At 58.7% G+C, this 26,031-nt stretch carries 29 protein-coding genes; 18 read left to right on the top strand and 11 right to left on the bottom strand.

The features are described 5' to 3' along the window. A complete protein-coding gene (locus DWQ09_09305; protein ID KAA3628444.1) occupies window positions 1-498 on the bottom strand; it encodes a hypothetical protein in 498 nt (165 codons plus the stop codon). Window positions 499-785: 287 nt separating this feature from the next. Here DWQ09_09305 and DWQ09_09310 point away from each other — a divergent pair, with 287 nt between their 5' ends. From DWQ09_09310 to DWQ09_09325, 4 genes are all read left to right on the top strand, one after another. Further along, window positions 786-1,487, top strand: a complete 702-nt coding sequence (locus DWQ09_09310) for a response regulator (protein ID KAA3628312.1) — start codon at window positions 786-788, stop codon at window positions 1,485-1,487. A gap of 244 nt (window positions 1,488-1,731) precedes the next feature. Further along, the gene (locus tag DWQ09_09315) at window positions 1,732-2,817 is read left to right on the top strand and encodes a HAMP domain-containing protein (protein KAA3628445.1); all 1,086 of its coding nucleotides are present in this window, start codon (window positions 1,732-1,734) and stop codon (window positions 2,815-2,817) included. 83 nt (window positions 2,818-2,900) lie between these two features. Further along, window positions 2,901-3,260, top strand: a complete 360-nt coding sequence (locus tag DWQ09_09320; protein ID KAA3628313.1) for a hypothetical protein — start codon at window positions 2,901-2,903, stop codon at window positions 3,258-3,260. Window positions 3,261-3,337: 77 nt separating this feature from the next. Continuing rightward, window positions 3,338-4,444, top strand: coding sequence for an MBL fold metallo-hydrolase (locus tag DWQ09_09325; protein KAA3628314.1), 1,107 nt, complete (start codon window positions 3,338-3,340; stop codon window positions 4,442-4,444). A gap of 72 nt (window positions 4,445-4,516) precedes the next feature. On the opposite strand, the gene DWQ09_09330 is transcribed toward DWQ09_09325, so the two are convergent. After that, window positions 4,517-6,400, bottom strand: coding sequence for a biosynthetic arginine decarboxylase (locus tag DWQ09_09330; GenBank protein KAA3628315.1), 1,884 nt, complete (start codon window positions 6,398-6,400; stop codon window positions 4,517-4,519). A gap of 140 nt (window positions 6,401-6,540) precedes the next feature. On the opposite strand from DWQ09_09330, the gene DWQ09_09335 reads away from it, so the two are divergent. Continuing rightward, window positions 6,541-7,398, top strand: a complete 858-nt coding sequence (locus DWQ09_09335) for a polyamine aminopropyltransferase (GenBank protein KAA3628316.1) — start codon at window positions 6,541-6,543, stop codon at window positions 7,396-7,398. A 33-nt stretch (window positions 7,399-7,431) separates the two neighbouring features. Here DWQ09_09335 and DWQ09_09340 read toward each other — a convergent pair whose 3' ends face one another. The 4 genes from DWQ09_09340 to DWQ09_09355 form a co-directional block, all read right to left on the bottom strand. Then, window positions 7,432-7,956: a DUF4124 domain-containing protein gene (locus DWQ09_09340; protein ID KAA3628317.1), complete on the bottom strand. Its 525-nt coding sequence runs from the start codon at window positions 7,954-7,956 to the stop codon at window positions 7,432-7,434. A 4-nt stretch (window positions 7,957-7,960) separates the two neighbouring features. Beyond that, window positions 7,961-8,890, bottom strand: a complete 930-nt coding sequence (locus DWQ09_09345; protein KAA3628318.1) for a LysR family transcriptional regulator — start codon at window positions 8,888-8,890, stop codon at window positions 7,961-7,963. 152 nt (window positions 8,891-9,042) lie between these two features. Further along, the gene (locus tag DWQ09_09350; protein ID KAA3628319.1) at window positions 9,043-9,846 is read right to left on the bottom strand and encodes an iron export ABC transporter permease subunit FetB; all 804 of its coding nucleotides are present in this window, start codon (window positions 9,844-9,846) and stop codon (window positions 9,043-9,045) included. Further along, window positions 9,843-10,463: an ATP-binding cassette domain-containing protein gene (locus DWQ09_09355; GenBank protein ID KAA3628320.1), complete on the bottom strand. Its 621-nt coding sequence runs from the start codon at window positions 10,461-10,463 to the stop codon at window positions 9,843-9,845. The genes DWQ09_09350 and DWQ09_09355 overlap by 4 nt, the downstream gene beginning before the upstream one ends. A gap of 74 nt (window positions 10,464-10,537) precedes the next feature. On the opposite strand from DWQ09_09355, the gene DWQ09_09360 reads away from it, so the two are divergent. The 3 genes from DWQ09_09360 (at window position 10,538) to DWQ09_09370 (ending at window position 12,724) form a co-directional block, all read left to right on the top strand. Next, entirely contained in the window at window positions 10,538-10,774 is a 237-nt protein-coding gene (locus DWQ09_09360; protein KAA3628321.1) for a CDGSH iron-sulfur domain-containing protein, read from the top strand. A gap of 81 nt (window positions 10,775-10,855) precedes the next feature. Next, window positions 10,856-11,161: a hypothetical protein gene (locus DWQ09_09365; protein KAA3628446.1), complete on the top strand. Its 306-nt coding sequence runs from the start codon at window positions 10,856-10,858 to the stop codon at window positions 11,159-11,161. 48 nt (window positions 11,162-11,209) lie between these two features. Further along, entirely contained in the window at window positions 11,210-12,724 is a 1,515-nt protein-coding gene (locus DWQ09_09370; GenBank protein ID KAA3628322.1) for an ATP-dependent protease, read from the top strand. A gap of 114 nt (window positions 12,725-12,838) precedes the next feature. Here the strand turns inward: DWQ09_09370 and DWQ09_09375 are convergent, their stop codons facing one another. Next, complete coding sequence (locus DWQ09_09375) at window positions 12,839-13,525, bottom strand: Crp/Fnr family transcriptional regulator (protein ID KAA3628323.1); 687 nt, start codon at window positions 13,523-13,525, stop codon at window positions 12,839-12,841. Between the two features lie 126 nt (window positions 13,526-13,651). On the opposite strand from DWQ09_09375, the gene DWQ09_09380 reads away from it, so the two are divergent. Next, window positions 13,652-14,107: a hemerythrin domain-containing protein gene (locus DWQ09_09380; protein ID KAA3628324.1), complete on the top strand. Its 456-nt coding sequence runs from the start codon at window positions 13,652-13,654 to the stop codon at window positions 14,105-14,107. 148 nt (window positions 14,108-14,255) lie between these two features. Here DWQ09_09380 and DWQ09_09385 read toward each other — a convergent pair whose 3' ends face one another. The 4 genes from DWQ09_09385 to DWQ09_09400 form a co-directional block, all read right to left on the bottom strand. Further along, window positions 14,256-14,576, bottom strand: a complete 321-nt coding sequence (locus DWQ09_09385; protein KAA3628325.1) for a hypothetical protein — start codon at window positions 14,574-14,576, stop codon at window positions 14,256-14,258. A gap of 367 nt (window positions 14,577-14,943) precedes the next feature. After that, window positions 14,944-15,858 (bottom strand): competence/damage-inducible protein A, encoded by a 915-nt coding sequence (locus DWQ09_09390; protein ID KAA3628326.1) that lies wholly within the window; start codon window positions 15,856-15,858, stop codon window positions 14,944-14,946. After that, a complete protein-coding gene (locus DWQ09_09395; protein KAA3628327.1) occupies window positions 15,845-16,612 on the bottom strand; it encodes a hypothetical protein in 768 nt (255 codons plus the stop codon). Before DWQ09_09395 ends, DWQ09_09390 begins: the two co-directional genes overlap by 14 nt. Beyond that, window positions 16,602-16,952 (bottom strand): cupin domain-containing protein, encoded by a 351-nt coding sequence (locus tag DWQ09_09400; GenBank protein KAA3628328.1) that lies wholly within the window; start codon window positions 16,950-16,952, stop codon window positions 16,602-16,604. The genes DWQ09_09395 and DWQ09_09400 overlap by 11 nt, the downstream gene beginning before the upstream one ends. A gap of 158 nt (window positions 16,953-17,110) precedes the next feature. Here DWQ09_09400 and DWQ09_09405 point away from each other — a divergent pair, with 158 nt between their 5' ends. The 9 genes from DWQ09_09405 (at window position 17,111) to larB (ending at window position 26,031) form a co-directional block, all read left to right on the top strand. Continuing rightward, entirely contained in the window at window positions 17,111-17,854 is a 744-nt protein-coding gene (locus DWQ09_09405; GenBank protein ID KAA3628329.1) for a GntR family transcriptional regulator, read from the top strand. 2 nt (window positions 17,855-17,856) lie between these two features. Continuing rightward, window positions 17,857-18,462, top strand: a complete 606-nt coding sequence (locus DWQ09_09410; protein ID KAA3628330.1) for a (Fe-S)-binding protein — start codon at window positions 17,857-17,859, stop codon at window positions 18,460-18,462. 2 nt (window positions 18,463-18,464) lie between these two features. Beyond that, entirely contained in the window at window positions 18,465-19,889 is a 1,425-nt protein-coding gene (locus DWQ09_09415; GenBank protein KAA3628331.1) for a hypothetical protein, read from the top strand. Window positions 19,890-19,945: 56 nt separating this feature from the next. Further along, window positions 19,946-21,019, top strand: a complete 1,074-nt coding sequence (locus tag DWQ09_09420; GenBank protein KAA3628332.1) for a hypothetical protein — start codon at window positions 19,946-19,948, stop codon at window positions 21,017-21,019. A gap of 79 nt (window positions 21,020-21,098) precedes the next feature. Next, window positions 21,099-21,623, top strand: coding sequence for a hypothetical protein (locus tag DWQ09_09425; GenBank protein KAA3628333.1), 525 nt, complete (start codon window positions 21,099-21,101; stop codon window positions 21,621-21,623). Next, window positions 21,620-23,545 (top strand): TRAP transporter permease, encoded by a 1,926-nt coding sequence (locus DWQ09_09430; protein KAA3628334.1) that lies wholly within the window; start codon window positions 21,620-21,622, stop codon window positions 23,543-23,545. The genes DWQ09_09425 and DWQ09_09430 overlap by 4 nt, the downstream gene beginning before the upstream one ends. Window positions 23,546-23,798: 253 nt before the next feature. Next, on the top strand, window positions 23,799-24,431 hold the full coding sequence (locus DWQ09_09435) for a quinolinate phosphoribosyl transferase (GenBank protein KAA3628447.1): 633 nt from the start codon (window positions 23,799-23,801) through the stop codon (window positions 24,429-24,431). A gap of 128 nt (window positions 24,432-24,559) precedes the next feature. Next, on the top strand, window positions 24,560-25,375 hold the full coding sequence (locus DWQ09_09440) for an adenine nucleotide alpha hydrolase (GenBank protein ID KAA3628335.1): 816 nt from the start codon (window positions 24,560-24,562) through the stop codon (window positions 25,373-25,375). Further along, entirely contained in the window at window positions 25,375-26,031 is a 657-nt protein-coding gene (gene larB / locus DWQ09_09445; protein KAA3628336.1) for a nickel pincer cofactor biosynthesis protein LarB, read from the top strand. The genes DWQ09_09440 and larB overlap by 1 nt, the downstream gene beginning before the upstream one ends.

A 26,031-nucleotide genomic window follows, 5' to 3' on the forward strand; every position in this document is an offset into this window, starting at 1 on the left:
TTACCGCAACAGGGTAGAAATGCCCGGGACGCCTCGAAATACCTGATGACAGCCGATACACCCGGTGGTTATGTCGGTGAGGTAAGAGGAGGCCTTGGCCATGTCGCCTCCCTCGGCGGCGTCCGCGAGGCGTTTGGCGTTGCCCTCGACGTTGTCGTTAAAACTGGCCAGCAAGCTCAGTTTCTCGTTGGTGACATCCTCTAATTTGAGATAAGGCAACAGGCCGCCACGCGGTATACGATGATCGGCGAGACGTCGTGCGCTGTCGGCCGCCTGCTCGGGATTATCGGTAACGATACCCACGATCATGCTCTGGTAGTCGGCCAGTACCTCATGCATAACGTGGCGCAGCGTGATCTGGCTGCTGTGTCGCGAGTGCTGTGAGTAGATGCGCAACAGCAGCTGTTTGGTCTCCGGGGTGAGATCCTTCACCTTGCGCTGCAGCTCCGGTTTCATCATCTGAATCTGCTGCTGCATCATCTGCTGCATCTTCTGCATATCGGGTGCTGCCAGTGCATTGTTGGTCCCGGATAGGTAAAGCACTGCAATCAGGGTCCCGGAACCTGCTTTTACCACGCGTTTCAGCCAAATACTCATTTCCCCGCCCTCCTCATGAACCATTGGTTATCGATTGTCCTGGTGCGCCAATGGTATCTCTGATTGCATGGGATACCTGTTGTTTGGCAGCATGGGTTATCAAAGAACAAAGCCGTGGGTAGCTGATTGCCGCACGGTAACGGGCTGTAAGAAGTTGTATCAGTTTGTTGCAAACGGAGGGTGTCGTTATGAGTGAGAAGCCGGTCAGGTTGCTGGTCGTCGATGATCAGCCTGAGCTGCGCTCTCTGCTCAAGCGCTACCTCGCGCAAGAGGGTTTCCAGGTCGATGCGGTTGGCGATGGCGCCGCGATGGAGCGTTATCTGCGCGATCATCCCGTCGATCTGGTGATTCTCGATCTGATGCTTCCGGGCGACGATGGCCTGACATTGGCGCGGCGATTGCGCAGTCGCGGTGATCAGCCCATCATCATCATCTCCGCGCGGGGCGAGGAGGTCGATCGTATCGTCGGGCTGGAGGTGGGTGCCGATGATTATCTCGCCAAACCGTTCAATCCCCGCGAACTGCTGGCGCGGATTCGCGCGGTGTTGCGCAGAGCAGGCAGCAAGGAAGAGGCGCCCGGCGCCGCGCAATTTACATTCGGCCCCTACATGCTCGATCCTGCCTCGCACCGGCTGACACGCGACGGGGAAGAGATTACGCTGACCAGCGGGGAGTTCGATCTGCTCTTTACGCTGGTCAAACACCCCAATCGCGTTCTGACACGGGATTTTCTACTCGAATCGACCAAGGGGTACGAGCGCGATCCCTATGATCGAAGTATCGATGTGCGCATCAACCGACTGCGCCGGAAGATCGAAAGCGACCCCGCATCACCGGTCTACCTGCGCACCGTCTGGGGCGCGGGCTATCTCTTCTCCCCCAATCCCTGAGTGATTCACGGTGCGTCTCCGCCGTCCGCGCACGCTTTTTGGTAAAACCCTGGCGACCATCGCGCTGGTCGCCGTCGGATTCCAGCTCTTCACGCTGGGGGTTATCGCTTACCAAATGCTGGTGCCGCTGGGGAAGCGTTCGGCCGACGACCTTGCGACATTGATGATCAATGCCGCGAAGAGCTGGCAATCGGCGTCGAACCTGCAGCGGCCGATGGTCGCCGCGAACACGAAACGCGATGCGATGTTGACGGTGGGGACCGCGGATCAGGCGCTGCCCGCCAGCGATAGCTGGCTCCCTTATCGGTTTTTTGTGGAGTCCGCGCTTGAGCGCCGGCTGGGGGAGCCGGTGCGGTTGCTCGGCAGCGTTGAGCCGGATGGGGCTGCCTGGTACTGGGCGGACATACCGATAGCGGGCGAGGGTGTGCGCATAGGTTTTCCGCGTTCGCGTATCGAGGTCGGACCGCTGATGGCGCTGGTCCTGGTGTTGACCGTGGGGACCTGGGTCACGCTGATCACCGCTATCGCGCTGGCGCGGCGCCTGGCGGCGCCACTGGAGCGATTATCCGGTGCCGCGGCTTCGATTGGCAGTGGTCAGTGGCCCGAGCCGTTGCCGGAAACCGGGCCCCGTGAGCTGGCATCGCTGACTGCCAGCTTCAATCGCATGACCAATCAGGTGCGCGAGCTGATCGCCAATCGGACCGTGCTCCTGGCCGGCATATCACACGATCTGCGCACCCCGATCACGCAGATCATGCTGGCCATCGAGATGCTCTCGGTGCGTGATTCCGATCTCGAGCTGGTCACCGGTATACGTCGCGATCTTGATAACATGAACCGCCTGATCGGACAGTTTTTGGAGATCAGCCGCGAGTTGGAAGCCAGCGACGGTGAGCCGATGATGCTGGAGGCGTTGATGCAGGAACTCTCCCAGGGATTCTCCGAACGTGGCGCCAACATTGCCTGCACGCGCTGTGACAATTGCCTGCGGATTCAGCATCCGCTCGCATTGCGCCGCGTTCTCGGCAACCTGATGGAAAATGCGCTGCGCTACGGGGAGGGAAGTCCCGTCGATGTCGGTTGTTGCTGTTCGGAGGGCACCTTACAGATACAGATCTGCGATCGCGGGCCGGGGATACCCGCCGCAGAGCGGGAAGCCGTGTTCAGACCGTTTCATCGTCTGGAGGGCTCACGCAGCAACCAGACAGGAGGAAGCGGTCTCGGCCTGGCAATCGTGAAGCAGTTGGCGGACGCCCATGGTTGGCAAGTCGCACTTACGCCGCGCAACGGCGGGGGAACCGTCGCCACGGTTACCATCGCCACCAGTTAGCCGCCACCCGGGATCGCCTGTGCCGTTTTATTGAGAAACCGGGGATACAGCGGCCGGGCGGCGTGACGAAAGAGGGAGGGGCTATGTGCGCGCAGCGAGTTTCCGGCACAATCATGCGCGGGCACCTGCGGCCGGGATGGTTGCTCTTGTTGCCACCCCTGGTGATGGCGTGCAAGAGCGTGACGCTGCCGGCCGCGGGGCCGAAGTCTCTCGATGAATATGTACCGCGCGGAAAGGTCGGGCTGGTGCCATTCGCGCAGCGGCGTGCCGGGGTGCAGGCCAATCCCGAGGCCGCGCAGCAACTGTGCAGCCACCGCAGTCCCCGGGTGATGACGCCGATCCGGCAGGAGGTTGTCGGCCATGGCTCGCTCTATGGCATCTACAATCACCCCAATCCCTTCAACCACATCTGGCTGCACACCGACGACAGTATCGCCGGCTGATTGATGACCGCCGACCGGGCGTACCTGAACACGTTGCGTGAATGGCTGCTGCAATCGGGGATTGACGGGTCTTCCTGGTGTCCGGTATACCAACTGCAGAGGTCAACAAGACCCACCACACGATCATGATACGAGGGGGAGATAACAAAATGAAACGACGCGAGTTTGTGAAATCCATTGCTATCGGCGGTGCCATGATTTCCATGGGATCAGCACTTCTGCCACGCCCGGTGTCCGCAACCCCCGGCGGCAAGATTGATATCGGGGCCTGTCGATCCGTCAAGGTCACCTGCATTTCAGAGGTCGGTTGGCACGATACCGGCAAACTGATTGCACAAATGAAAGCCGCCGGCGGGCCGCAGACCGATCAGTGGTCGATTCAGTGGGATCCGGATAATGGTGCCGGCTCGTGCAGCCTGGTGGAGATCGAGGGACTCGACGGCAGCATCCATCGGTTCCTCATGGATGTAGGCTGGAACCCCAAGTACATGGCCGAACGATTTGCCGCGACGGGCGTCGACCGCATGTTGCGCGACGGCGAGATCGAGTTTCTCTTCATCACCCACGAACACCTGGATCATCTGTGGGGCCTGGAGACGGTGCTGCGGCTGAAGCCGGACATCACCATCATGGTGCCAAGCACCTTTCATGAGCCGGCCTTTCAGCTAATCGAGGGCAGCAAGTTCCCGGTACCCGGGGTCGAGAACGCGGTGCACCACACCGGCAAACTCATCAAGCACACGCCCGGCGGGGTCCATCCGCTGGTACCAGGCATGGCAGCAGCCACATTCGATCTACCCATCATTCTGGGGATTCAGGGCGAGCAGTCCCTGTATGCCAACATCGCCGGCAAGGGTGTGGTCTGCATCACCGGCTGTTGTCATCAGACCATTCTCAAGTTCGCCGGCTACGCACGCGAACACCTGGCGGAGGGCGACAAGCTGTACGGCGTCTACGGCGGCCTGCATATCGCGCCGTTCGGCCCGCTCAAGCCCGAACAGGAGGAGATGGTGCGTGCCATCGGTCAATTCGGATTCTCGAAGATCGCCTGCAATCACTGTACCGGCCTACCCGCGGTCGAAATGATGACCACGCTTGGGTACCCAGTCGTGAAAGGCACCGGCGGTTCGGGTTCAGCCAGCGATCTCTATATCGGTAATGGTGACTCGGTAACTTTTACCTAAGGCGCTTAGCTGTAAATTGATACGACCGTCGGGGGTGGCGTCATCACCCCACTCCCGACGGCCTCATAAAAATTAATCTTCCAGGTAGGTGTAGCCGCTGAGCCCCGCCTCCAGCTCTACCAGAAACTGCTTCGCATCAGCGGCGCAGAGACCGGCGCTTTCGATCTGCGCTTTGTAGCGTGACAGCAATACCTCGGGGTCGAAGCGAACGTAGCGCAGCAGGTCGCTGGCGGTGTCGCCCTGCAGCGCTTCGGTGAGTCGGTAGCCCCCGTTGCCGTCCAGCTCCACATTGACCGAACAGGTGTCGCCGAAGAGGTTGTGCATGTCGCCAAGGATCTCCTGGTAGGCGCCCACCAGAAAGATGCCGAGCAGGTAAGGTTCACCCTCGCGCAATTCGTGCAGCGGCAGCGTGCTGTCGATGCCCTCGTTGTCCACGTAGCGCTCCAAGCGGCCATCGGAGTCGCAGGTGATGTCTTCGATGACACCACGGCGGGTGGGAGGCTCATCGAGCCTTTGCAGCGGCACCACGGGAAAGATCTGCTCGATGGCCCAGGCGTCGGGTACCGATTGAAAGAGCGAAAAATTGGCGAAGTAGCGGTCGGCGAGTTTTTCGTTGAGATCGTCGAGGGCGTCGCGGTGGGCGCGTTGACCGGGGACCAGGCGACGCTGCAGTCGCAAGCAGATGGCGTAGTAGAGACGCTCGGCGTGGGCGCGCAACTCCAAGGACAGCATGCCATGACTGAACAGTTCCTGCGCCTCATCGCGCAGGTGAAAGGCGTCGTGGTAGAGCTCCAGCGCAGGGCGCGAATCGGCTTCGCTCAAGGCCAGCCACAGGCTGTGCAGCACAGGATGGTCATCGTCTCGCGGCAATTCGCCGCCTGCAGGAACCCGCGAGACGTCGATGACGTTGGTGATCAGCACCGCATGGTGGGCGGTCATGGCGCGTCCGGCTTCAGTAATCAGATGCGGCTTGGGCAGATCATGGGCCGCGCAGGCATCGGCCATGGCGGCGACGATGTTGTTGGCGTACTCCGAGACGCTGTAGTTCATGGAGCAGAAACTGCGCGAACGCGTGCCTTCGTAGTCGATGCCGAGGCCGCCGCCGACATCGACACAGCCAAGTGGAACGCCCATGCGTTGTAGCTCCACGTAGTAGCGCGCCACCTCGCGCATGGCGCGTTGAATGTCGCGGATATTCGGGATCTGCGAGCCGAGATGCATATGCAGCAACTGCAATGTATCGAGCTTGCCCGCGGCGCGCAGCTGCTCCACCACATCGAGCACGCCCGCTGCGGTAAGACCGAACTTGGACTTCTCGCCACCCGAGTTCTGCCATTTTCCTGCGCCGATGGAGGCGGGGCGCACGCGCACGCCAAGCAGCGGGTCGACGCTCAGTTTCGCAGCCTCCTCCAGCGCCAGCGTGAGTTCGGAGATCTTCTCGATGACAATATGGATGCGGTGACCGAGGCGGCGACCGATGAGCGCCAGACGGATATACTCGCGGTCCTTGTAGCCGTTGCAGATAATAATGCCGTTAGACGGGTTGGACATGGCAAGCACTGCCATCAGTTCCGATTTGCTGCCGGCCTCCAGACCCACGCGCTCACCGCCATGGCCGTGCAGCGCCTCGACCACGCTGCGCTGCTGATTCACCTTGATGGGGTAGACTGCCGTGTAGCCGCCGCTGTAGTCATGACGGCTCATGGCCTCGGCGAAGGCGCCGCACAGGGTGTCGACACGGTCGCGCACGATGTCATTGAAACGTACCAGAACCGGCAACGTGAGATTTGCCTTATGGATCTCATCGACCAGCTGCCGCAGATCGATCTCTCCGCGGCTGGCGTCGCGTCGTGGGCGTGCCACCAGGTGCCCGCTGGCATTGGCGTCGAAATAGCCTTCGGACCAATACGGGAGGTTGTAGGTGGCGCGCGCGGTGTCTAGATCCCAGTCGGTCATCGCTTCACTATCGGTGGTGGAGGCGTGGGCTGCCAAACCTACCGAAACTCAGCCCGGTAGAAAAGTGTTTGTCTGCGAAGGTGCGGTTATAATGCCGACCCCGCGCAAAGTCATCCTCGATCTCGTCCAAGGGTAATCTCATGAGCCTCGATCCCAAAGCCTGGTTTTCCGAAATTCACACCGCGGACGGTTCTGCGTTCTCGCTCAAGATCGAGCAGCGGGTACACGCCGAACAGACCGAGTATCAGCATATCGAGATCTACAGGACGGAAAAGTTTGGTCATCTGATGGTGATCGATGGCTACGTGATGCTCACCAGTCGTGACAATTTTCTTTATCACGAGATGATGAGCCATCCGGTGCTGTTTACGCATCCCGATCCCAAGCGGGTGGCAATCATCGGCGGCGGCGACTGCGGGACGCTGCGCGAGGTGCTTAAACACCCAGGCATCGAATCGGCGCTGCAGGTCGAGATCGATGAGCGCGTGACGCGGCTTGCGGAGCAGTTCTTTCCGGAGCTGTGCGCGGCCAACAACGACCCGCGCGCCCACCTGCTCTTCGACGACGGTATACGCTGGATGCGCGAGGCGGATTCCGGCAGTGTGGACGTAATCATCATCGACAGCACCGATCCCGTGGGTCCCGCTGAGGGGCTGTTTCAGGCTCCCTTCTATCAGGACTGCTTCCGGGTGCTGGGCGAGAAGGGCGTGCTTGCGCTACAGAGTGAGTCGCCTCTCTACCACATGCGTCTGATAAAGGAGATCCACGCGACGCTGCGCGGTGTGGGCTTCCCGGAGTGTCGTACATTGCCGTTCCCACAATGCGTCTATCCCAGTGGTTGGTGGAGTGGAACCATCGCCTCCAAGGGAGTGGCTATCGATTCGTTCCGTGCCCGGGATGCCGCGTCCCGTCCGTTTGCAACTCTCTATTACAACGCAGAAATACACCGGGCGGCTCTGGCCCAGCCACAGTTCATGATCGACGCGCTCGGGGATTAGTGCAGCGCTTGCGGGCCAACCCACTACCGGAGATTATCCGCACCAATGGGCTACATTTTCCTCGGCTTCCCGTAACGCTTTTTTATGGTCGGCATCGCTAAGTATGCGGCGCTTGCCGTGCTGGTCGAGGTCGTAGAGCGTGCTGGCGTTGCGGTAGGTGCGCAGCTGGTCCCGCGCGATGTGACAGTTCTTCTCCCGGTGCTCCTGCGCGGCTCTGCTTTTAGCCGCTTTCGCTTCGCGCTGCAGACGCTCTTCCTTCCAGGCGCGTAGCAGTCGCTGCTGTTTGTCGCGGCGCGCCTCTTCGGTGGGTGCGGCGGGCGCCGATCGCGGTTGCGATTCGATAGCCACGCTCTCGGCGGCCTCCTTATTCGGAGGCTTATCGCCGAAGTGCACCCGACCCTGGGCATCCACCCAGCGAAAGACCTCGCTGTGGACCGGAGATGCAAGCAGCATCAAACCAAGCAGGAGCGCGGTGAGAAGGGGGGTGTGCGAGGGGGTACAAAAAAGCCGCGGGAGGCGATGGCCTGCCCGCGGCGTGTTGCTCGGTACTACCGGCATTCGTTCAACCGCAAAGCTGTTTGAGTATGGTGGCCAGCTTGGAGGTGGAATTGTGCTCGCCGGTATTCTTGGGATAGATCAGGTACATGGGTACGGAGCGCACCCGCCCGCGTTCCAGCGGTAATACCTTCAAATCGCCATTGCGTACCGCATCTTCGATCAGGTGCTCGGGCAGCCAGCCGAAACAGTTGCCGGCCTTGATGACGGCCGAGGCGGTCTCCATGGTCGCGACGTACCATTTGCCCGAACTGCTGACCCAGCCGGAGTGGCGGTCGCCGGTACGGGAATCGGTAAGTATGACCTGAGTCTCCTGGCGCAGATCGTCCTGGGTCAGGGTGCGGTCCAGCTGGTGAAGCGGATGGCTGGGATGGGCGACGGCGACCAGGCGTACTTCCATGAGAAAGTCGGCGAGGCAATCGCGCGGTACCTGAGGACCGATGGCCACATCGGTGGCCTCGGCAAGGTCATCGCTGTCGAGGTTGGCGGCCTCCTGCAGCCGCACCAGGGTATCGGGGCACTCGCGGGAGAAGATGCCGAAAGCGTTGACCAGCAAACTGGTGGGGAAGGCCTTGTCGACCGTAAGACGGATCTCGGTATCCTGGCCGAAGGCGATCTGCTTGGCCATGGCCTCCAGCTCGAGAGCGTCTTTGAGCAGCACGCGCACCTTGTCGACCATGGCTTTTCCGGCTTCGGTCAGGATGGCTTTACGACCCTCCATGGTGAAGAGCTGAACGCCCAGTCGCTCCTGCAGTTTGTTGATGGTGTAGCTGACACCCGATTGGCTGCAATGAAGAAACTCGCCTGCTTGCGCGAATCCACCCGTGTCGATGACCGCCAGGAACGTCACCCACTGATCGAGCGTAGCGAGTGGTGCTCTACCTTGCGATTCTTCGCGGGGGGTAGGAATCCGTGCCTTGTCAGTTGCCGTTGTCATCCTGTGGCCCACCTTTTCTCGGCCCAATGCCGTTTTCACTATATAAAGAGGTTAGAACCAAATCCCGAGGTTATCCGTGAAACCAATCACATTGTAACCCTGATAGGTTCGATGAGCATATCTGTAAGGTTAGCCCTTCACCTCATTGTTTGTCATGTACTTTTTTCTTGATCCTTGAGATGGTCGAGGCGTAATCGCTGGCGCTCGTCAAATAACCGCCGGGCAGCGATCCAGACTGCCGCGATAGTGCCGAAGCCGGTGCCCGCGCTGACCAGGAAGAGGATCATGATCTGATACTTGACGGCCTCCACCGGTGGGCTCCCCGCCAGGATCTGCCCGGTCATCATCCCTGGCAGGCTGACGATGCCCGCGGCGGCCATGGCGTTGACGATGGGGATGGTGCCGGAACGAATGGCATCGCGTAGCACATCGGAAATCGCCTCGCGCCAGGTGTGGCCCAGAATCAGACGCGCCTCGATGACGCGGCGGCGTTCGTGGGCGCCGCTGGTCAGGCGATCCAGCCCGATGGCAACGCCGTTCATGGTATTACCCAGAAGCATACCTAAAAGAGGAATGGCGTATTGGGGGTGATACCAGGGGTCGGCCCCAACGATGACGGTCAGGGCTAACACAGCCACGGCGAACGAGGAGATGAACATCGAGATGCCGCCAACCCCAAAACTCCACCAGCCCGCCAGCCGGTGACGCTGGCGGGCGTGGATCTCCCGGCTCGCCAGCAGCAGCATCAAGAAGCTGAGCCCTACTACCCACAGCAGGTTGACGTGCTCGAACAGGGTCTTGAGCACCAGTCCGACCAGTAACAGCTGTGCGGCGCACCTCACACCGGCAACGAAAACCTGATGGGCGATGCCGAGGTGCATGTAGATCGCCAGGGCAGCCAGAATCAGCATCAGCGCAGCGGCGATCAACAGATCCCAGGTATCGAGCAGGATCATGAGCGTTTCATCTCGCTAAGAACACGGTCGAGGCGCAAGTGGCGGCTCGCAACGCGGGTGATCTGCTCCGGGTCATGGCTGACCCAGATGATTGGCGAACCATGCTCCTGCTGGTAACGCCTGATCAGGGACTCGATGCGCCGTGTGCTCTCTGGATCGAGACTGGCGGTCGGCTCGTCGAGCAGCAACACCTGCGGCTGGTTGGCCAGCAGGCGTATCAAAGCCAGACGCTGGCGTTCGCCCGTAGAGAGGTCGCGTATCCGTGCCTGCCACATCGCCGTCGGCAGTCCTACCTCCGGCAATTGCTGAGCCGCACTGGCATCGGCAAAATGGTCGCTGACCCGGCTTCCCCACCACTCGCTTTCAGCGGGCAGCAGGCCGATCCGCCGTCGCCACTGAGGACCCGACAGCTTCTCGGCCGCGGTACCGCGCCAGGTTACGCTACCCTCGTGGGGCTCCATATCCGCGATTGACCGGAGCAGCAGGCTCTTCCCCGATCCCGATGCTCCGGAGATGCAAAGACACTCGCCTGCGCGCACGCTCAGGCTCAGCGGGCCGATGCCGTGACAACGGATCCCTTCGGCCTGCAGGGTGTCACTGGGTGAAACCTGGTCCACTTGCTAGACTTTGTAGGGTTTGCCCTCTTGTACCTTTAGCTTATGAGCGTTGCAACAATGAAGGAGTCAGCGTCATGCCCGAACCCACCGTTGCCCAGAAAGGTCCCTACGCGCTGGAGTTGGAGCCTGGCACCTACTGGTGGTGCGCCTGCGGGCGATCGAAGAGTCAACCCTTCTGCGACGGATCGCACAAGGGCAGCGGGTTTACACCCACGAAGTTGGAGCTCATGGAGCGAAAAAAGGTGTGGCTATGCGGTTGCAAACGCAGCAAGAAGCAACCGCATTGCGACGGAAGCCACCAGGGTCTCTAGCACGCGCAGCGCGTTGCATAGGTAATCGAGTTGCGAAACAATGCGGCCTTCAGAACCAGCGAAAACCAGAAAGGCGGCGCGGTGATCAACGCCAAAATGCTCGACGACCTTGCCAAGACATTGGCGGGCGCTTTGCCCCCGGGACTGCGTGAGATGCAGCAGGAGGTGGAGAAGAATTTTCGTGCCGTGCTGCAGGGATTCTTCTCACGCATGGACCTGGTGACCCGCGAGGAGTTCGACGTGCAGACCGAGGTATTGATCCGCACCCGAACCCTGGTTGAAGATCTTGAAAAACAGGTTGCGGCCCTGGAGGATAAGGTCCTCGGTGCCGGCAAAAAGGCCAAGGCCACGCCACGCGCACCCAAGGGCGACGACACCGCACAATAGATCTGTTGGCGCGTCGGGAGTGCCGCGTCACGCTCACCAAGGAAGGTTATGCCTCTTGCCGTTGTCTACAGCCGTGCACAGGAGGGCGTTCAAGCCCCGCTGGTGACCGTGGAGGTCCACCTCTCCAACGGGCTTCCCAACCTTTCCATCGTCGGCCTGCCCGAGGCGGCCGTGCGCGAGAGCAAGGATCGTGTGCGCGGCGCGCTGCTCAATGCGGGGTTCGAATTCCCGGCACGACGCATCACCATCAATCTTGCCCCGGCGGATCTGCCCAAGGAGGGTGGCCGCTTTGATTTGCCGATTGCGCTGGGCATCCTGGCGGCATCGGGGCAAATCCCGCAGGCACCGCTTGAACGCTGCGAGTTTCTCGGCGAGCTTGCGCTGGGTGGTGATCTGCGCGCGGTGCGTGGCGGGCTGCCCGCCGCACTCCAGGCGCGCGCTGCGCGAAGGGCACTGTTGGTGCCCGAAAGCAACGTCCAGGAGGCGGCATTGGTGGCCGATGGGGAGGTCTACGGCGCGGCGCATCTGCTCGAGGTGTGCGGCCATCTGACCGGCGCCGCGCCCATCGATGCGGCGCTTGACGCCCACCGGGATACCATGGCGTTCGAGACTCCGGAGCTGGCCGACGTGCGTGGCCAGCATCAGGCGCGCCGTGCCCTCGAGGTCGCGGCTGCCGGTGGACATTCGCTGCTGATGATCGGCCCGCCCGGGACCGGCAAGACCATGCTGGCCAGTCGCCTGCCCGGTATTCTGCCGCCACTCAGCGACGAGGAGGCGCTGGCTACCGCGGCCGTCGCCTCCATCAGCGACCGGGGGTTTCACGCCAATCGCTGGCGGCAGCGACCGTTCCGGGCTCCGCACCATACCGCCTCAGGGGTGGCATTGGTGGGTGGTGGTAGTAACCCGCGGCCGGGAGAGATTTCGCTGGCCCACAACGGCGTCATGTTCCTCGACGAGTTGCCGGAGTTTGATCGCCGCGTTCTCGAAGTGCTGCGCGAACCGCTGGAATCGGGACGGGTAACCATATCCCGCGCAGCCCGGCAGGCTGAGTTCCCTGCCCAGTTTCAGCTGATTGCGGCAATGAATCCCTGCCCATGCGGGTATCTGGGTGATCCCAGCGGACGTTGTCGTTGCACGATGGACCAGGTCCAGCGCTATCGCAATCGGCTTTCGGGACCGTTGTTGGACCGCATCGACCTGCATGTGGAGGTGCCGCGGCTTCCGCACCGGGTCGTGGCGGGCAGTGTATCGCCACCGCCGGAGACCAGCGCGGCGGTACGTGAGCGGGTGGTCGCCGCCCGCAACCGCCAGCTGCAGCGTGCCGGCAAGCCCAATTTCAAGCTGAACAATCGGGAGGTGGAACAGAGTTGCCGCCTCGATGCGGCGGGGCAGCAGCTTCTGGAACAGGCGGTGGAGCGCCTCGGTCTTTCGGCGCGCGCCTATCACCGCATCCTGCGGGTGGCGCGCACCATAGCCGATCTGGACGGCAGTGATCGGTTGCAGGTGCCATATCTTAGTGAAGCAATTGCCTATCGTCGCCTGGATCGCACGGTGCCGGACTAGCCGACGAGAAGAGGCGGACATCATAACCATCTGCCAGATAGACGGATGACGGGGGCCTGAGAATTCGTTTGTCAGGCGTGAGGTAAAACCTGCCCGCCCTGCTAGGGCGCCTGGCTATTCGGTGGAATAGACGGTGAGGATATTGGTGTCTACGATGATGATCTCCGCACGCCCCAGGCGGATCGCGCCTTCCTGCTCCAGGAGTTTGAGGGCCCGTTGCACCACTTCGCGCACGGAGCCCGCCATTGCGGCGATGTCCTGCTGCGTGACTCGCTGACAGGCATCGGCGGCACCCTCGATGAGGGGCTGGTTGCCGGATGCGCAACGCAGCAGCAATCGTGCAACACGACCCACTACGGAGTGCAGGGCGGCGTCCTCGATCATTTCCACCAAGAATCTCTGCCGGTGCGCCATCAGCAACAACATGGCCTTGGTTATATCCGGTTGCGCGTCTAGCAAACGCATCAGTGCGGGACGAGACAGTAAAACCACTTTGCTGTCCTTCGTGGCTACCACCGTGGCCGGATTGGGTTCGCCATCGATAGCGGCGACATCGTTAAAACTGCGACCAGGCCCGAGAATTCGCAGAACCTGCTCACGGCCTTCGCTGGATGTACGCAGCACGCGAACCCGACCGGACACCACCACCCCCAGCCCTGCGCAGGGGTCGTCCTGGATCAGTATCGCCTCTCCAGTTTGGCATTTCCGCACGTTGGCCCTATCAGCCAACGCGGCGACCGCCTCGGTGTTTAGCCTCTTGAAATAGGGAACGGATAGCAGCGCGTCTCGAATATCGTCCATCTCATGCTCTCTGCTACTTAAGTTGCAGACTACCAATTCAGCGATGTGCACTATGTAGCCAGAATCTCAGTCAACGTGGAAAGCGACTGAGGTATGAACGAACAGCAACCGATAGGAGATAGTGCCATGAAATTTTCAATTCCCGAAACGTTGACTCGTGAACATGCGGCTCTGCATGGTCGATTGCACGAGGCCTTGGAGGCAGGTGGTGCAGTCGCTGCCGCCACCCAAAACCTGATCGACAAGCTGCATCCGCACTTTGTGCGCGAGGAAGAGATCGCGATGCCGCCGCTGGGTTTGCTGGCCCCGCTAGCCAAGGGCGAGTATCGAAGTGAGATGGACCAGGTGCTGGAATACACGGAGGCACTGGCCGAAGAGCTACCCCGTATGCTTGAAGAGCATGAGGCTATCAGGTCGGCCGTTCAGCAACTCAGGAGCGCTGCCAAAGAGTCGGGCCGCCAGGACATCGTGGAGTTTTGTGATGATCTGGGCGAGCACGCACGCTCTGAGGAGGAGGTGCTCTACCCCGCGGCTTTACTGGTAGGCGAGGTAGTGCGCCAGCACAGTTTGGAAGCGGTTTAGCGACCCGCCGTGCGCGGTGTAGTGCGGGGTTGTTTGTCAGCGAGACAGCCCCGCCTTGACTCCCCACTGGATGTCGATTCGCCGGGCTGCCACCCCCGAACCTCGGGGTGGCGGCGCTGGTGACAAAGACGGTAACGGGATTGGTTGGCTAGGGACGAATATAAGCCCAGCCCTCTTGCTGGCGCTCCATGAGATGGACCACACCGGCCGGTACCACCTTGGCCGGTGACAGCAGCGCGATCTCCTGGTTCTCCTTCCTGCCCATTCCCTTCATGGTGTTGCCGCAGGCCATGAACGAAATATTGGAGAAGTTCTGCGAAAAAGATTGGACGCGGTCTTTTACCGGTGACGTATCGGCGCGCAGCATGTGCAGCCCCGGGCCGTAGGCGACGATTTCGATCTCCACCTCTTCGGCTTTGTCCTTGTAGTACGCATCCACGTTGGCCGCGTTGTTGAGCGTGAGATTCATGCGCGCAGGGTCATTTTCATCAACATGGAAAACGACACGGTGCACTGGCTGTTATGTCTCTGCTCTCGCATAGACTCTTTTCCCACTTCTGTCTAAGGATCTGTAATGTAGTCATAAACCGATAAGGTAACGGTCCGGCCCGCGGCTAGCCGATCGAGAAAATCATGCGCGACGTTCACACTTGGATGATCGGAGATGGCTACACTGAAGCCGTACCATCAAAACCGGTCGATACATCTGCAGCACGTGATCCGATAGCGTGCTTAGCTCTTTGGTTTCGCGACCTTAAATAGTCGCGGTGTTGCGATTGAGTGCCAAGACGCGGACCGCTTATGTCATGACGTTAGATGGGCGGCTTCCCGTGCTCCTATCCGATGACCGGTGTACCATGGAGTCGTGCGTGCAAAACATCGACGATATTTCCCGCTAGGCATTCTCGATCATACCCTTGGCGCAATCCCTCAATCAGCACCGGTGCTGCCTCTTTTACTTCGGCATGAGGTCCCGTCAAGGCCACGAGCATTGTCTGTTCCACGTGCCCCACAGCGATTCGAACGCCTTCCTTATAATGGCGTCCGTGACCTCTTTGATACTGCACAACGTACGGCGTCGCGGCGTCAGGGGCCAGGGCCGTGATCGCCTCGACCATGCAGTCCTTGAGTTCGGCGCCGGTGCCGCCCGTGGAGACAACCAGACCGAATCCCCGGCCTATGGCGTCCGTCAAAGCACCGATAGCAACGTCGATGTCGTCGTCGACAACCGAGCCCGCTTTCGCCTCATAGCCATTGATAGTGAACAACTCCATCAAGAAGGGGGTATTGGTATCCATCACGTTTCCAGCCATGATCTCGCGACCGGTTGGAAGAATCATGACTTTCCTAGCGAGTTTCTCGCGTAATTGGCCACGGAAGTCGGACATCGCTCCCGGAAGAGTCTCTGCGCGTTCGGGAGAGAGATTGATTACTCCCAGAATGCCGTCCGAATGGATTTCCGTTTCCGTGCCCACGGAAAGACCCGGGATACACGATAGCGATTCAAGGAGAGCCCGTCTCTTACCCGCCAACCGGCCGATGTCGTCGGGGTCGCTCAGGAGATCGAGGGTCAGCTGATCCGAATGCGCATCGACAACCAGTACGTCTTCAGGCGACAGAGTGAGGCTATCGGCGACCGCAGCCGCGATCAGGTCGAGGTCTACATCCGTCAAGCTCAACCCGGTGATTCTGAGTTCGCGTTTGTTGAATAGATGCACGGTCATGGCACGCCCTCCTTCAATACTCAACATGCGAGCGAAAATCCTTCACCGCTGCCTGTAGGGACTGGACGATCAGGGCCATGACGGAGACGGTGAAGTAGCGGACCCCGAGGCTCCGCAACGGGTTTATCTGTTCCAAATCTGTAACGTGGACACCGCATGCCTTGCCTGATGCAACTATCATAGGGATGAGCTTCTGGAGCAGACCAACCATTCGTTGATCGGCAGGCGTTGGGAAGCCATAGTCCAATGACAAATCGCTCGTTCCCAAAAAAACCGCATCAACACCTTCAACGGTCAGGATATGGGTCAATTGATCAACTCCTCGACGGCTTTCCACTTGGATGGCAACCACGGTTTCCGCCTGCGCCTCGCTCATCACATCGGAGCGCTGCCTAAAGCCATATCCGGCGGTCGAAGTGGTTGAGCCGAATCCACGGCGCCCTCTAGGCGGAAATTGGCTGGCGATTACGATTGCATCCGCCTCGGCTGCAGTCACAACTGATGGAACCTGGATTCCGGTAGCGCCAGAGTCGAGGGCGGCTTGAATTCCAGTCGGGTCGGCATCGGCTGTGCGTACTATCGCTGGAGTCCCGCGAAATCGTGCCGAACGCAGGCACTCCTCCATTTCAAGGCGGGAGAAAACCCCGTGCTCCCCATCAAAAATGATGAAATCGAAACCTGCCCGTGCAGCCATTTCCGCCAATGGCGGTGATGCCATCCCGATAAACGCGCCCAGCAGCGGCGTGCCCGAGGAGGCGGCTAGCGCCTTCTTAAAGGTCATCGCCCGTCGACACCAAATAGTCTTCACGGATTGGGCTGAAGACGTCCAGGTTCAGGATCGGCGTGTCTCCGAGAGGGCGCAGTCCGTGCTTAACGTTGGAGGGGACGAGTACGACATCGCCTTTGCTCATACGAATTGTCTCATCACCCAGATAGAATTCGCACTCGCCTAACAAAATATAGGTAATTTGCTCGTGGGGATGGCTGTGAATGGCCGGGCATGCGGATGCCTGTATTTCGTTCATCACCACCGTACTGTTTTTTCCCGAGAACACCCGCCGATCGACACCCTCACGAGCGATGATCCGTCGAATGCTGTCAAAATTCGCCACCTTAGCCATACGATCTCCATTGTTGGCCCCAGTTGCCGCAACGAACGGAATCAATTGGGGAAGGACTGTGTGGTCTGGTGCTTACCGCAGCCGTACCAGTATCAATCTGCCATAAAATACATATCATATATTATATTGACGTGTAAACCTACATCATATATGATCCCTTGCGCCTATGCGGAGAGGGGGATCGGATCTTGGTTGAGCAAATCATACGTTTCGACACCAAGTCGCGTATCGCCTATGGGGCGATAAAGACCGCCATTGCAGAAGGGCGCTATCTGCCGGGAGAGAAGATCGGCATCTCGCAGATTGCCAGAGAGTTGAGCACAAGTGATATTCCGGTCCGCGAGGCTATGCAGCGTCTGGAGGCTGAGGGATTGCTGGAATACACGCCCCACGTCGGTTTCCGGGTGACATCCCCCGATTTCGGCCATTACATCCACTTGTTCGAAGTGCGCCAACTGCTCGAAGGGGAGGCGGCAAAGCGTGCCGCTACGCGAATTTCAGCGAATTCCCTCGCGGAATTGAAGAGGCTGGATTCTGAAATGGCTACCGCGATGCGTGAGGGGGGTATGCAATCCTTCTCGCAGTTAAACCGCCAATTCCATACTGTGCTTTTCGAAGCGAGTGAAAATCCGGTTTTGATACGGGAGATCGAACACGTGGGGTCGATCTATCCCCGCACTAATGCCATTTTCGTGATGTTCCCTCAACGAGCCCAGTCGACCATGCGTGAGCACGCGTTGATCATCCAATGCTTGGAGAGTCGAGATCCCGCCGCAACCAATCACGCCTATCTCGCCCACATGGCCGCCGGATACGAAATGCTGCTCAGGTATCGAGGGGAAATGTCAGGCGAAGTTGGCGCGCAGAACTTAGCTATCAACGGTATCTCAGGAGGTAAGTGATTATGCCATCGGTAAACCGCGTGGCGGTAATCGACGATAAGCTCTGTACGAGATGTCCGGTATGCATCAGGGACTGCCCAACCGAAGCCATCTGGCGAGAAATAATCGACAAAAAGCACTTCATTCGCATCGATAACGATAAATGCCTGGATTGTACAATCTGTTTCACGCGTTGCCCGGAACATGCCATCGGCATGGAGCCCCGAAGCGAACCTCTGTCATTTGGGATCGACTGGACCAAGGCTGACTCGGCTGAAGTTAAACGAATTTGCTTGGCCGCTCACATGCACGAGGAGCAAGTGATTTGCTTCTGCCGGCAGACACAGGCTCGCGAAGTGGCGGCCGCAATACTTCTCGGGCACACCACACCTGAAAGCCTGTCTCTCGCCACAGGTATCCGCACGGGCTGCGGCGTACTGTGCGTGACGGCGGTACTCAGGTTGCTGAAAGCCGCCGGAATCGAAGTCGGCAAGGCGCCTGGATGGCAGTGGTATGGGTCGTATATCACCATCTGGGATATCCCGCCTGAGGTGCGACAGAAGTATCCCGAGTATTTCGTCGAGGATGATTATCAGCTTGCTCTGCAACTCTATCCAAATGAGGTCTGACGATGTCTTTGTCCACGTTGCAACCCGTCGAACCGAGAGCGTCGTACTACAACATCTCTCCGAGCGATCTCAAGATGCGGGCCGTGGATCTGCCCGGACTGATTTCGATACGTACAAAAGACCTGTTCCCGATCCCTGAAACCCCTGTCACTGCCGCATCGCCGGAGGCGATGTGCGACATCATCCGGACCAAGACCATCCAGACGCTCGAAAAGGTGAATCTCGAGCGTGTCCGACCCAACGATTCGGTCAATATCCTGACCTCCCACCATGGGTACTCTATATATGGCGGTCATGCCTATGTGGAGATGATCCGCACCCTTCGTGACGAAATTGAACGCCGCACTGGCGCCAAGGATATTCGGTTGCGTGCCGGGGTCGGGCTACGTTTTCGGGAGACCGAGGAATATATCGAGAAGTTTGGATTGAAAGAGTACTTCCATGGTAAGGCCGAAGGAATCGCTCCTGTCGACCGAGGCGTACCCATCGAAACAGAGATCGGAAGACTCTATGGTATAGCCAAGGCTTACGATGCCCGCTGGATCGTTCACGCGCACAACAACGACGTAAGGGAACTGCATTATCATCGCCAACTCGGGCGCCTGTTCAAGCCCTTTGCCATGTCCTATGCGACTATTGAGACCCGCTCGTCCTATCATCAGAGCACCGGTCCGCGCATGGCCAATCTATTGCCCCGGCTCATTTGGGAATCAGAACATGTACAAAAGCGCTACCTTTGCGGCTGCATGTTGCAGGTAGGACCGGAAGGGATCATGGGTGTTGACGCCAACGAAGATCTCGTGGCGCAGGACAAAGAGTTCTGCAAACTGAACCTGCGTTGGTATGGCAAGCTGCTCACTTTATTGGGAGCGATCGACAAAGCCATCATCATCCTCGACTATCCGGGTCCGATCCCATATACGACTGCGGGAGGGATTCTTTTCGGGAATTTTTTGAATGCCAATGTCGATGAATTCGATCTCAGGCAAGTAACGCCATTTACTCGCTACACAGATATGCTGTACCCGGATGTGAAGCCTTTGGTCACCAACGTGCTAACTCCTCCGAACCCGGCCATTAAAGCGGTGGTGTTGAACTATTGTTCGAAGGGCTATCCAGGAACCTTCTTTCCCAAACAAATGCCGGTTCTGGTCGTTGGGGCGCAAGCGAAGCTATTGGAGGTAGACGAGCAAAATAGCGAGTTCATGAAGTACGCCGTTGAAGTGGACAGTCTACCCAAGGCGGTGAACTTCAGCCGTAACTTCGCCAAGACCGACAACATATTGGTCTTCGACGGCGCCGTTGGCGGGTTCAACGTCAGCGAACCTTTAGCGGAACAGATGTATCGACTCGCGCCAGAAATCTCATCCACTGTAGATGATGTGCTGATGCCTATGTGGCTCAAGCAGCGCGGCATCGTTCATTAAATCTAAGTACGTTTTGTAAGCGCAACAACAACAATAGGGGTGGTAATGGGGGCGAGGTGCTAGGTTTCGACGGCTCCTGGCCCCACTCGTTCCATGACTCTACCGACATGAGATCACAACGTCTAAAAGGAGACGCGCAAATGAAGAAAACAGAAGCGAAGGGGATTCTGAAAAAAGGTTCGATGTCTCTTGCGGTCTTTGGGTTGGCCCTCTTGGGCGCCGTGCCCGGTTCCTGGGCAGCCGACCAAAAAGTGCTTTCGATAGCGACCGGTGGTAGCGGCGGCACCTACTTCGCCATCGGCAGCGGTATGGCGACCTTGGTTTCCAAGTACATGCCTGATTACAAGCTGGTTGTGCAGTCGACTGCGGCGAGCATTGAGAACATCCACTTGGTTGCCAACAAGAAGGTGGATTTCGCCATCGTTATGCCCGATTCTGCCTATTTTGCTACCATCGGCGGGCGGGAATTCAGTGGTAAGGCGAAGTACGACAATCTGCGGGCAGTGACGGCTGGTCATGCCTCCCTCCTGCAGGCGGCCTCCTTGAAATCCTCGGGGATCAAGAACTTTACCGATTTAAGAGGTAAAAAGGTCGCTCTGGGCGCCCCGGGAAGTCCGTCAAAATTCCTGACTATGGCTGCGCTCGAAGCCTACGACTTGAAATCTGACGACTATCAAGCCGCTTTTCTCACCTACGCCGAGATGGTGGAGGGATTGAAAGACGGTAACATCGATGCGTCAGCGGTTTTCGCTGGTATTCCGACTTCGTCCATGCTTGACTTGGCCACCACAACGAAAATCAATTTCTTGCCGGTGGAGGAGAGCAAGTTCGCCTTCCTCAAGAAAAACTATCCCTACTATTCTAAGGCGGTTATCGCAGCCAACACCTATACCGGGCAGGATGCGCCAGTAACAACTCTCGCCGCGCCGGCAATCCTGATCACCAATAGCGACGTGCCGGAAGAGGTCGTGCACCAGTTCATCAGGACGATCTTGGAGCATACCGATGAACTGGCCGCCATTCACCCCGCTGGCGCCAAATGGAACCTGCAAACGGCCACTGATGGCATCGCCATCCCGTTCCACCCGGGGGCGAAGAAATACCTGCAGGAAAAGAACAAGTTGAACTGAAGCGTGGCCACAGGGGAGGTGCCGATAGAAAACGGACCTCCCCTCCGTACCGCTAGTGACGACGATTGCAACCATTTCGATGAAGAAAGCGCGAACTGTTGCAATCTGGGCGACGCTGGGCTTGGCGCTGGTCTTGATGGGGGGATACCTGCTTCTCCCCGTAACGAGGGTACAGTTGAACCTTTCCTCCATGGCTGGCAACCGAGAACACTCTGTGATCCTTTCCGTTGCTCCTGGAGGGAGGATAGGCATCGGTTTTGAGCATTCGTTGTACAAGGTTGAACAAGTCGAGACCTATTTCGTGCAAAAGAGCGGATTACTGCTGAAATCGGTTTATTTCGGCTCATTTGACGCCCTCAACTACTACGACCCGATTGGGGAGCTACCGCGGAAGTCCAAAGGAACCGGCTATGAGGTGGTATTCAGGCGTTCCGTACCGGGAGAAATCAAGTTTTCCATTGCTCGAAGCACCCCGATCTGGCTGGTTGTTGGGGATGATCCTCCGCTGTTCCTGACAGATATCCCTAAAGACTTCACGCAATTTTCTCTTCAAACAATTCGGAGGCCGAGGATCCAGATCCTGTTGGGGAAACTACGCTCATGACCTCGTTCAATAGTTTTTTTCAATCAGCCACAGCACACATCACGAAGCTGGTCTGCATCCTGTTCGGTCTTTTTCATCTCTATACCGCAGGCTGGGGAACGCTTGGTGCCATGGATCAGAGGGTGATCCACATCACCTTCATCCTAGTTCTAGTCTTTCTCAACAAGCCAGTCCACGCGGGCGTCAACGGCGCCTGGCGGCTCTTGGACGTGATATTGACCCTGGTAGCGCTGGCGGTTGGCGGTTACCTGTACCTTAATTCGGAGGAGATTGCCTTTCGTCTGGGAATCGCCAATATGATTGACTTGGCCGCTGGCGCTGCCCTTATCCTCCTACTAATGGAAGCGACCCGCCGGGTCATAGGGTGGCCCCTCCCCTTCATCGCCGGTACAGCCATTCTCTATGGCTTCTTCGGCGACAAGCTCCCGGGTATCCTAGCCCACGGTGGATTTGAGGTGGACCGCCTTATCAGTCATCTATCGTTGACCACCGAGGGAATATTCACGGTGCCGCTCAGCGTTTCTGCAACGGTGGTCGTCATCTTCATCATCTTTGCCACTTTTCTCAACGCCACGGGAGCTGGACAGTATTTCATTGATCTGGTGATGAGCTACTTCGGCCGTAGTAGGGGGGCGCCGGCCAAGGCGGCGGTGGTGGGCAGCGCCATGATGGGAACTCTCAGCGGCAGCGTCATCGCCAACGTGATGGGAACCGGCTCCTTCACGATCCCGCTGATGAAACGCTCGGGGTACCGACCGGTGGTTGCCGGGGCGGTGGAAGCCTGCACGTCCACTGGCGGACAGATAATGCCCCCGATCATGGGGGCGGCCGCTTTCATAATCGCTGAGTTTCTGCGAGTTCCGTACTTGGAGGTGATCAAGGCTGCTGTCATACCGGCTATTCTTTTCTACGTGGCGCTTTTCATTTACGTGCACTTGGAGGCGGCACGGGGTGGCTTGAAGGCGTTGCCCGATGAAGAGATCCGCGAGTATCGGAAGCGCAGGCAGGGCAAGTATTATCAGCTCATCCCCCTCGTCGCTCTGGTGGTGATGATGGCCTCTCTCGGCTGGTCACCAACCCGTTCAGCTTTCTTCGCTATTCTTATCACCCTCGCTATTGGCTTCATTCAGAAGGAAGGGCGACTCACCTTCACTAAGCTGATCGACATGTTCCGGCAGGCGGGGATGACGATGCTGGAGGTAGCCACTGCGTGTGCTACTGCCGGAATCATCATTGGTATCCTCTCCCTCACCGGACTCGGGCTGCAGCTGTCGAGCATTCTTACCGGGATAGCCGGGGGAAATTTAATGATCTTGCTCGTTCTCACGATGTTCGTTTCCCTTATTCTCGGAATGGGTCTGACTACCACTGCCTGTTACGTTATTCTCGCTGTGCTGGTTGCCCCGGCCATAATCAAAATGGGGATCGATCCAATGGCTGCGCACTTGTTCGTCTTCTACTACGGTATGTACTCCTTCATTACTCCACCCGTCTCGCTCGGCGCCTTCGCCGCCGCTGGGATCTCCGGCTCGTCGCCGATGGCGACTGGCTACATGGCGTGGAAGATCGCCCTCCCAGGCTTTATCCTTCCTTTCATGTTCACTTCATTCCCGGCGATGTTGATGAAGGGATCCTGGCCGGAGATTCTCTACGTCACCACTACCGGCCTGGCGGGCGTGTTCTTCATCTCGGCGGCGACCGTCGGCTATTTCCGACGGGATCTCAACAGGTTGGTGCGGGGCATGATGATCGTTGCTGGAGTCCTGCTCGTTCACGGCGGAATGCTGACCGACGTGATCGGTATCGTCCTCGGTGGAGCCACGGTTCTCAGCTGTTACCTCCGCTCCCCCCACCCCAGCGAGGCCCACGCAATCGACGGTATAGTTCCAGCCGATGCACCTCAATCTCGTAACGACGTCTAGAACGGGGTACAGGGGGATGTCTGACAACGCCGGAAATCACGACCTTAGGGACGACATTTTCGCTTCTGTTATGGAGAGACGATACATCGCAGAGGTCCGGGTCACTACCCCTGGATTGGTTTGCGGCGTCGAACTGGCCCGCCGCAAGGTGGAGGTCCTGGACTGCGAAGTGCTGGACGCCGTCAGGGACGGTGCCGACGCGACACCGGAAAGTCCCATTCTTACGTTCACCGGCTCCGCCAAAGCAGTCGCCATGGCCGAGGATTGTGTGCCTGGTGCCATCGCTAAGCCCTCGGGTATCGCCCGTGCTGCCCGCAAGGCCCGAGATCTTGCTGCCGGCAAGGTGCGTGTAGTATCCGGCGCTGCTAAAAAGATGCCGTCCGAGGTTAAGGACCAGGTCCGCAAGGCCGTCCATTGCGGCGGCGGTAGCGGTCGTATAGCCAACGGCCCCTTTCTCTATCTGGACAAAAACTATGTGCGCATCTTCGGTAGCGTGCGCCAAACACTTGCTGCGGTCGCCAGCATGACCGGCCATGTCCGCGCCATTCAACTGCGGGGTTTGGTGGAGGATATCGCCACAGAGGCCCACACCGCTATCGAGTTGGGGGCTGAGATTCTGATGGTGGACACTGGGCGGTTGGATGATCTCGACTTGGTGGCATCGATAGTGCGGGAATCCGGGCGTCGCCCGTTTGTCACTATCGCCTTTGCCGGAGATATCGAGTTGGAAGACATCCCCAAGATCGCGACCCACGACGTGGACATCTTGGATATTGGGCGCGCCGTCATCGATGCGCCTATGGTGGATATCAAATTCGACATTATTGCGAAACGCGCCGCTCCTCGACAGGGCGCCTGCGACCCCGCTGACGCATCGCGTAAATGATCGAGCCAGCGCCTCCGTTGTATGGTTGCCTGGCCACCTCGTTTGGCGACTGCGTCGCCGGTCTCGTACCGGGGCTTGCCGGCATCGTAAGGTTATCCAAAGCGCAAAACATATATTAGGAGTTGGGCATGTCGACAATAGAACTTCAGGCTCGTCTGTTGCAAGAATTGGGGCGGCACACGCGTATTGCCATCGCTGTTAGCGGAGGTATAGACAGCATGACTCTCGCTTTTATCGCACACCGTTTGTCGCCACACCCCGCGGCCATGGTACATGCTGTTTCTCCCGCAGTGCCACCTAAGGCTACAGAACGGGTTGAGGCCTATGCGGCGCGGGAAGGGTGGGACTTGACCATCGTTGACGCCGGAGAATTCGCTGACCCCATCTATCGCGCCAACCCGGTGGATCGCTGTTATTACTGCAAGTCCCATCTTTACAATCGCATTCATGCCCTGGTCCAAGGAACCGTCGCGTCCGGAGCTAATCTGGACGACCTGAATGACTTCCGGCCTGGTCTGACGGCGGCAGCGGAGCGCGGGATCGTCCATCCTTTCATTGCTAGCGGTATTGACAAGAATGACATCCGGGCTATTGCCCGCTGGCATGCACTGAAAGATATTGTGGACCTGCCGGCACAGCCCTGTCTGGCCAGCCGAGTAGAAACCGGTATCAGAATTGAACCGGCCGAGATGACTTTCATCGATCAAGTAGAGTGCCGGATGCGCGAGGTTTTAGGTGATAGTGCCACCATCCGCTGCCGCATTACTATGGACGGTGTTGCCATCGAAGTAGGCGTGGCGGAACTTGCCGCTGCAAAGGGCCAGATCGAGACCATTGCGCGACTGATGTGTACTTCCCAAGGTAGACCCTTCGCCGGCGTCAGGCCCTATCGACAGGGGTCCGCTTTTCTGAAAAATGAGGCGACGGCATCTGGGAGGTGTTAATGAAGGATGTCGTCTTCGACTATGCCCGCGCAGCCCGCATCGGTTTGCCTGAAGCGGTGTTATGCGAGGGGAAACCCTTGGGAACACTGGCCGATCTGCTCACAACATTTGGGCGGGGCAGTGAGCATTCTGTGTTGTTCACCCGGCTGGCTCCGGAGGTCTTTGCTGCCCTTCCCGAAACGGCACGTGCGGGTGTTGATTATCATCCGCTATCTCGAACGGCCTGGGGTGAAATCCTCCCGTGTAAGCCCAAGGGAAAGGTGGCTATCGTTTCCGCTGGAACCGCGGATGGGCATGCCGCTTGGGAAGCGGCACGAACTTTGGAGTTTCTCAGGATTGAATGGACGATATTCGAGGATTGCGGTGTTGCTGGATTGTGGCGACTGCTGGAGAGGCTGCCGAAGATCAATGCCCATGATGTGGTCATCGTAGTGGCTGGTCTTGATGCTGCCCTTGCTTCCGTGCTTGGAGGCCTGACACCGCAACCGTTGCTAGCAGTGCCCACTTCCATAGGCTATGGGGTTGCCAACCAGGGCGAAACGGCTCAGCATAGCATGTTGACCAGTTGTGCCCCGGGCGTAGGCGTATTCAATATCGACAACGGCTATGGTGCGGCCTGCGCTGCAGCTCGGATCGTGAGGCTGCTATACCCGTGA

This window comes from Pseudomonadota bacterium, from assembly GCA_008501635.1.
In the GTDB taxonomy this organism is placed as follows: Bacteria; Pseudomonadota; Gammaproteobacteria; order QQUJ01; family QQUJ01; genus QQUJ01.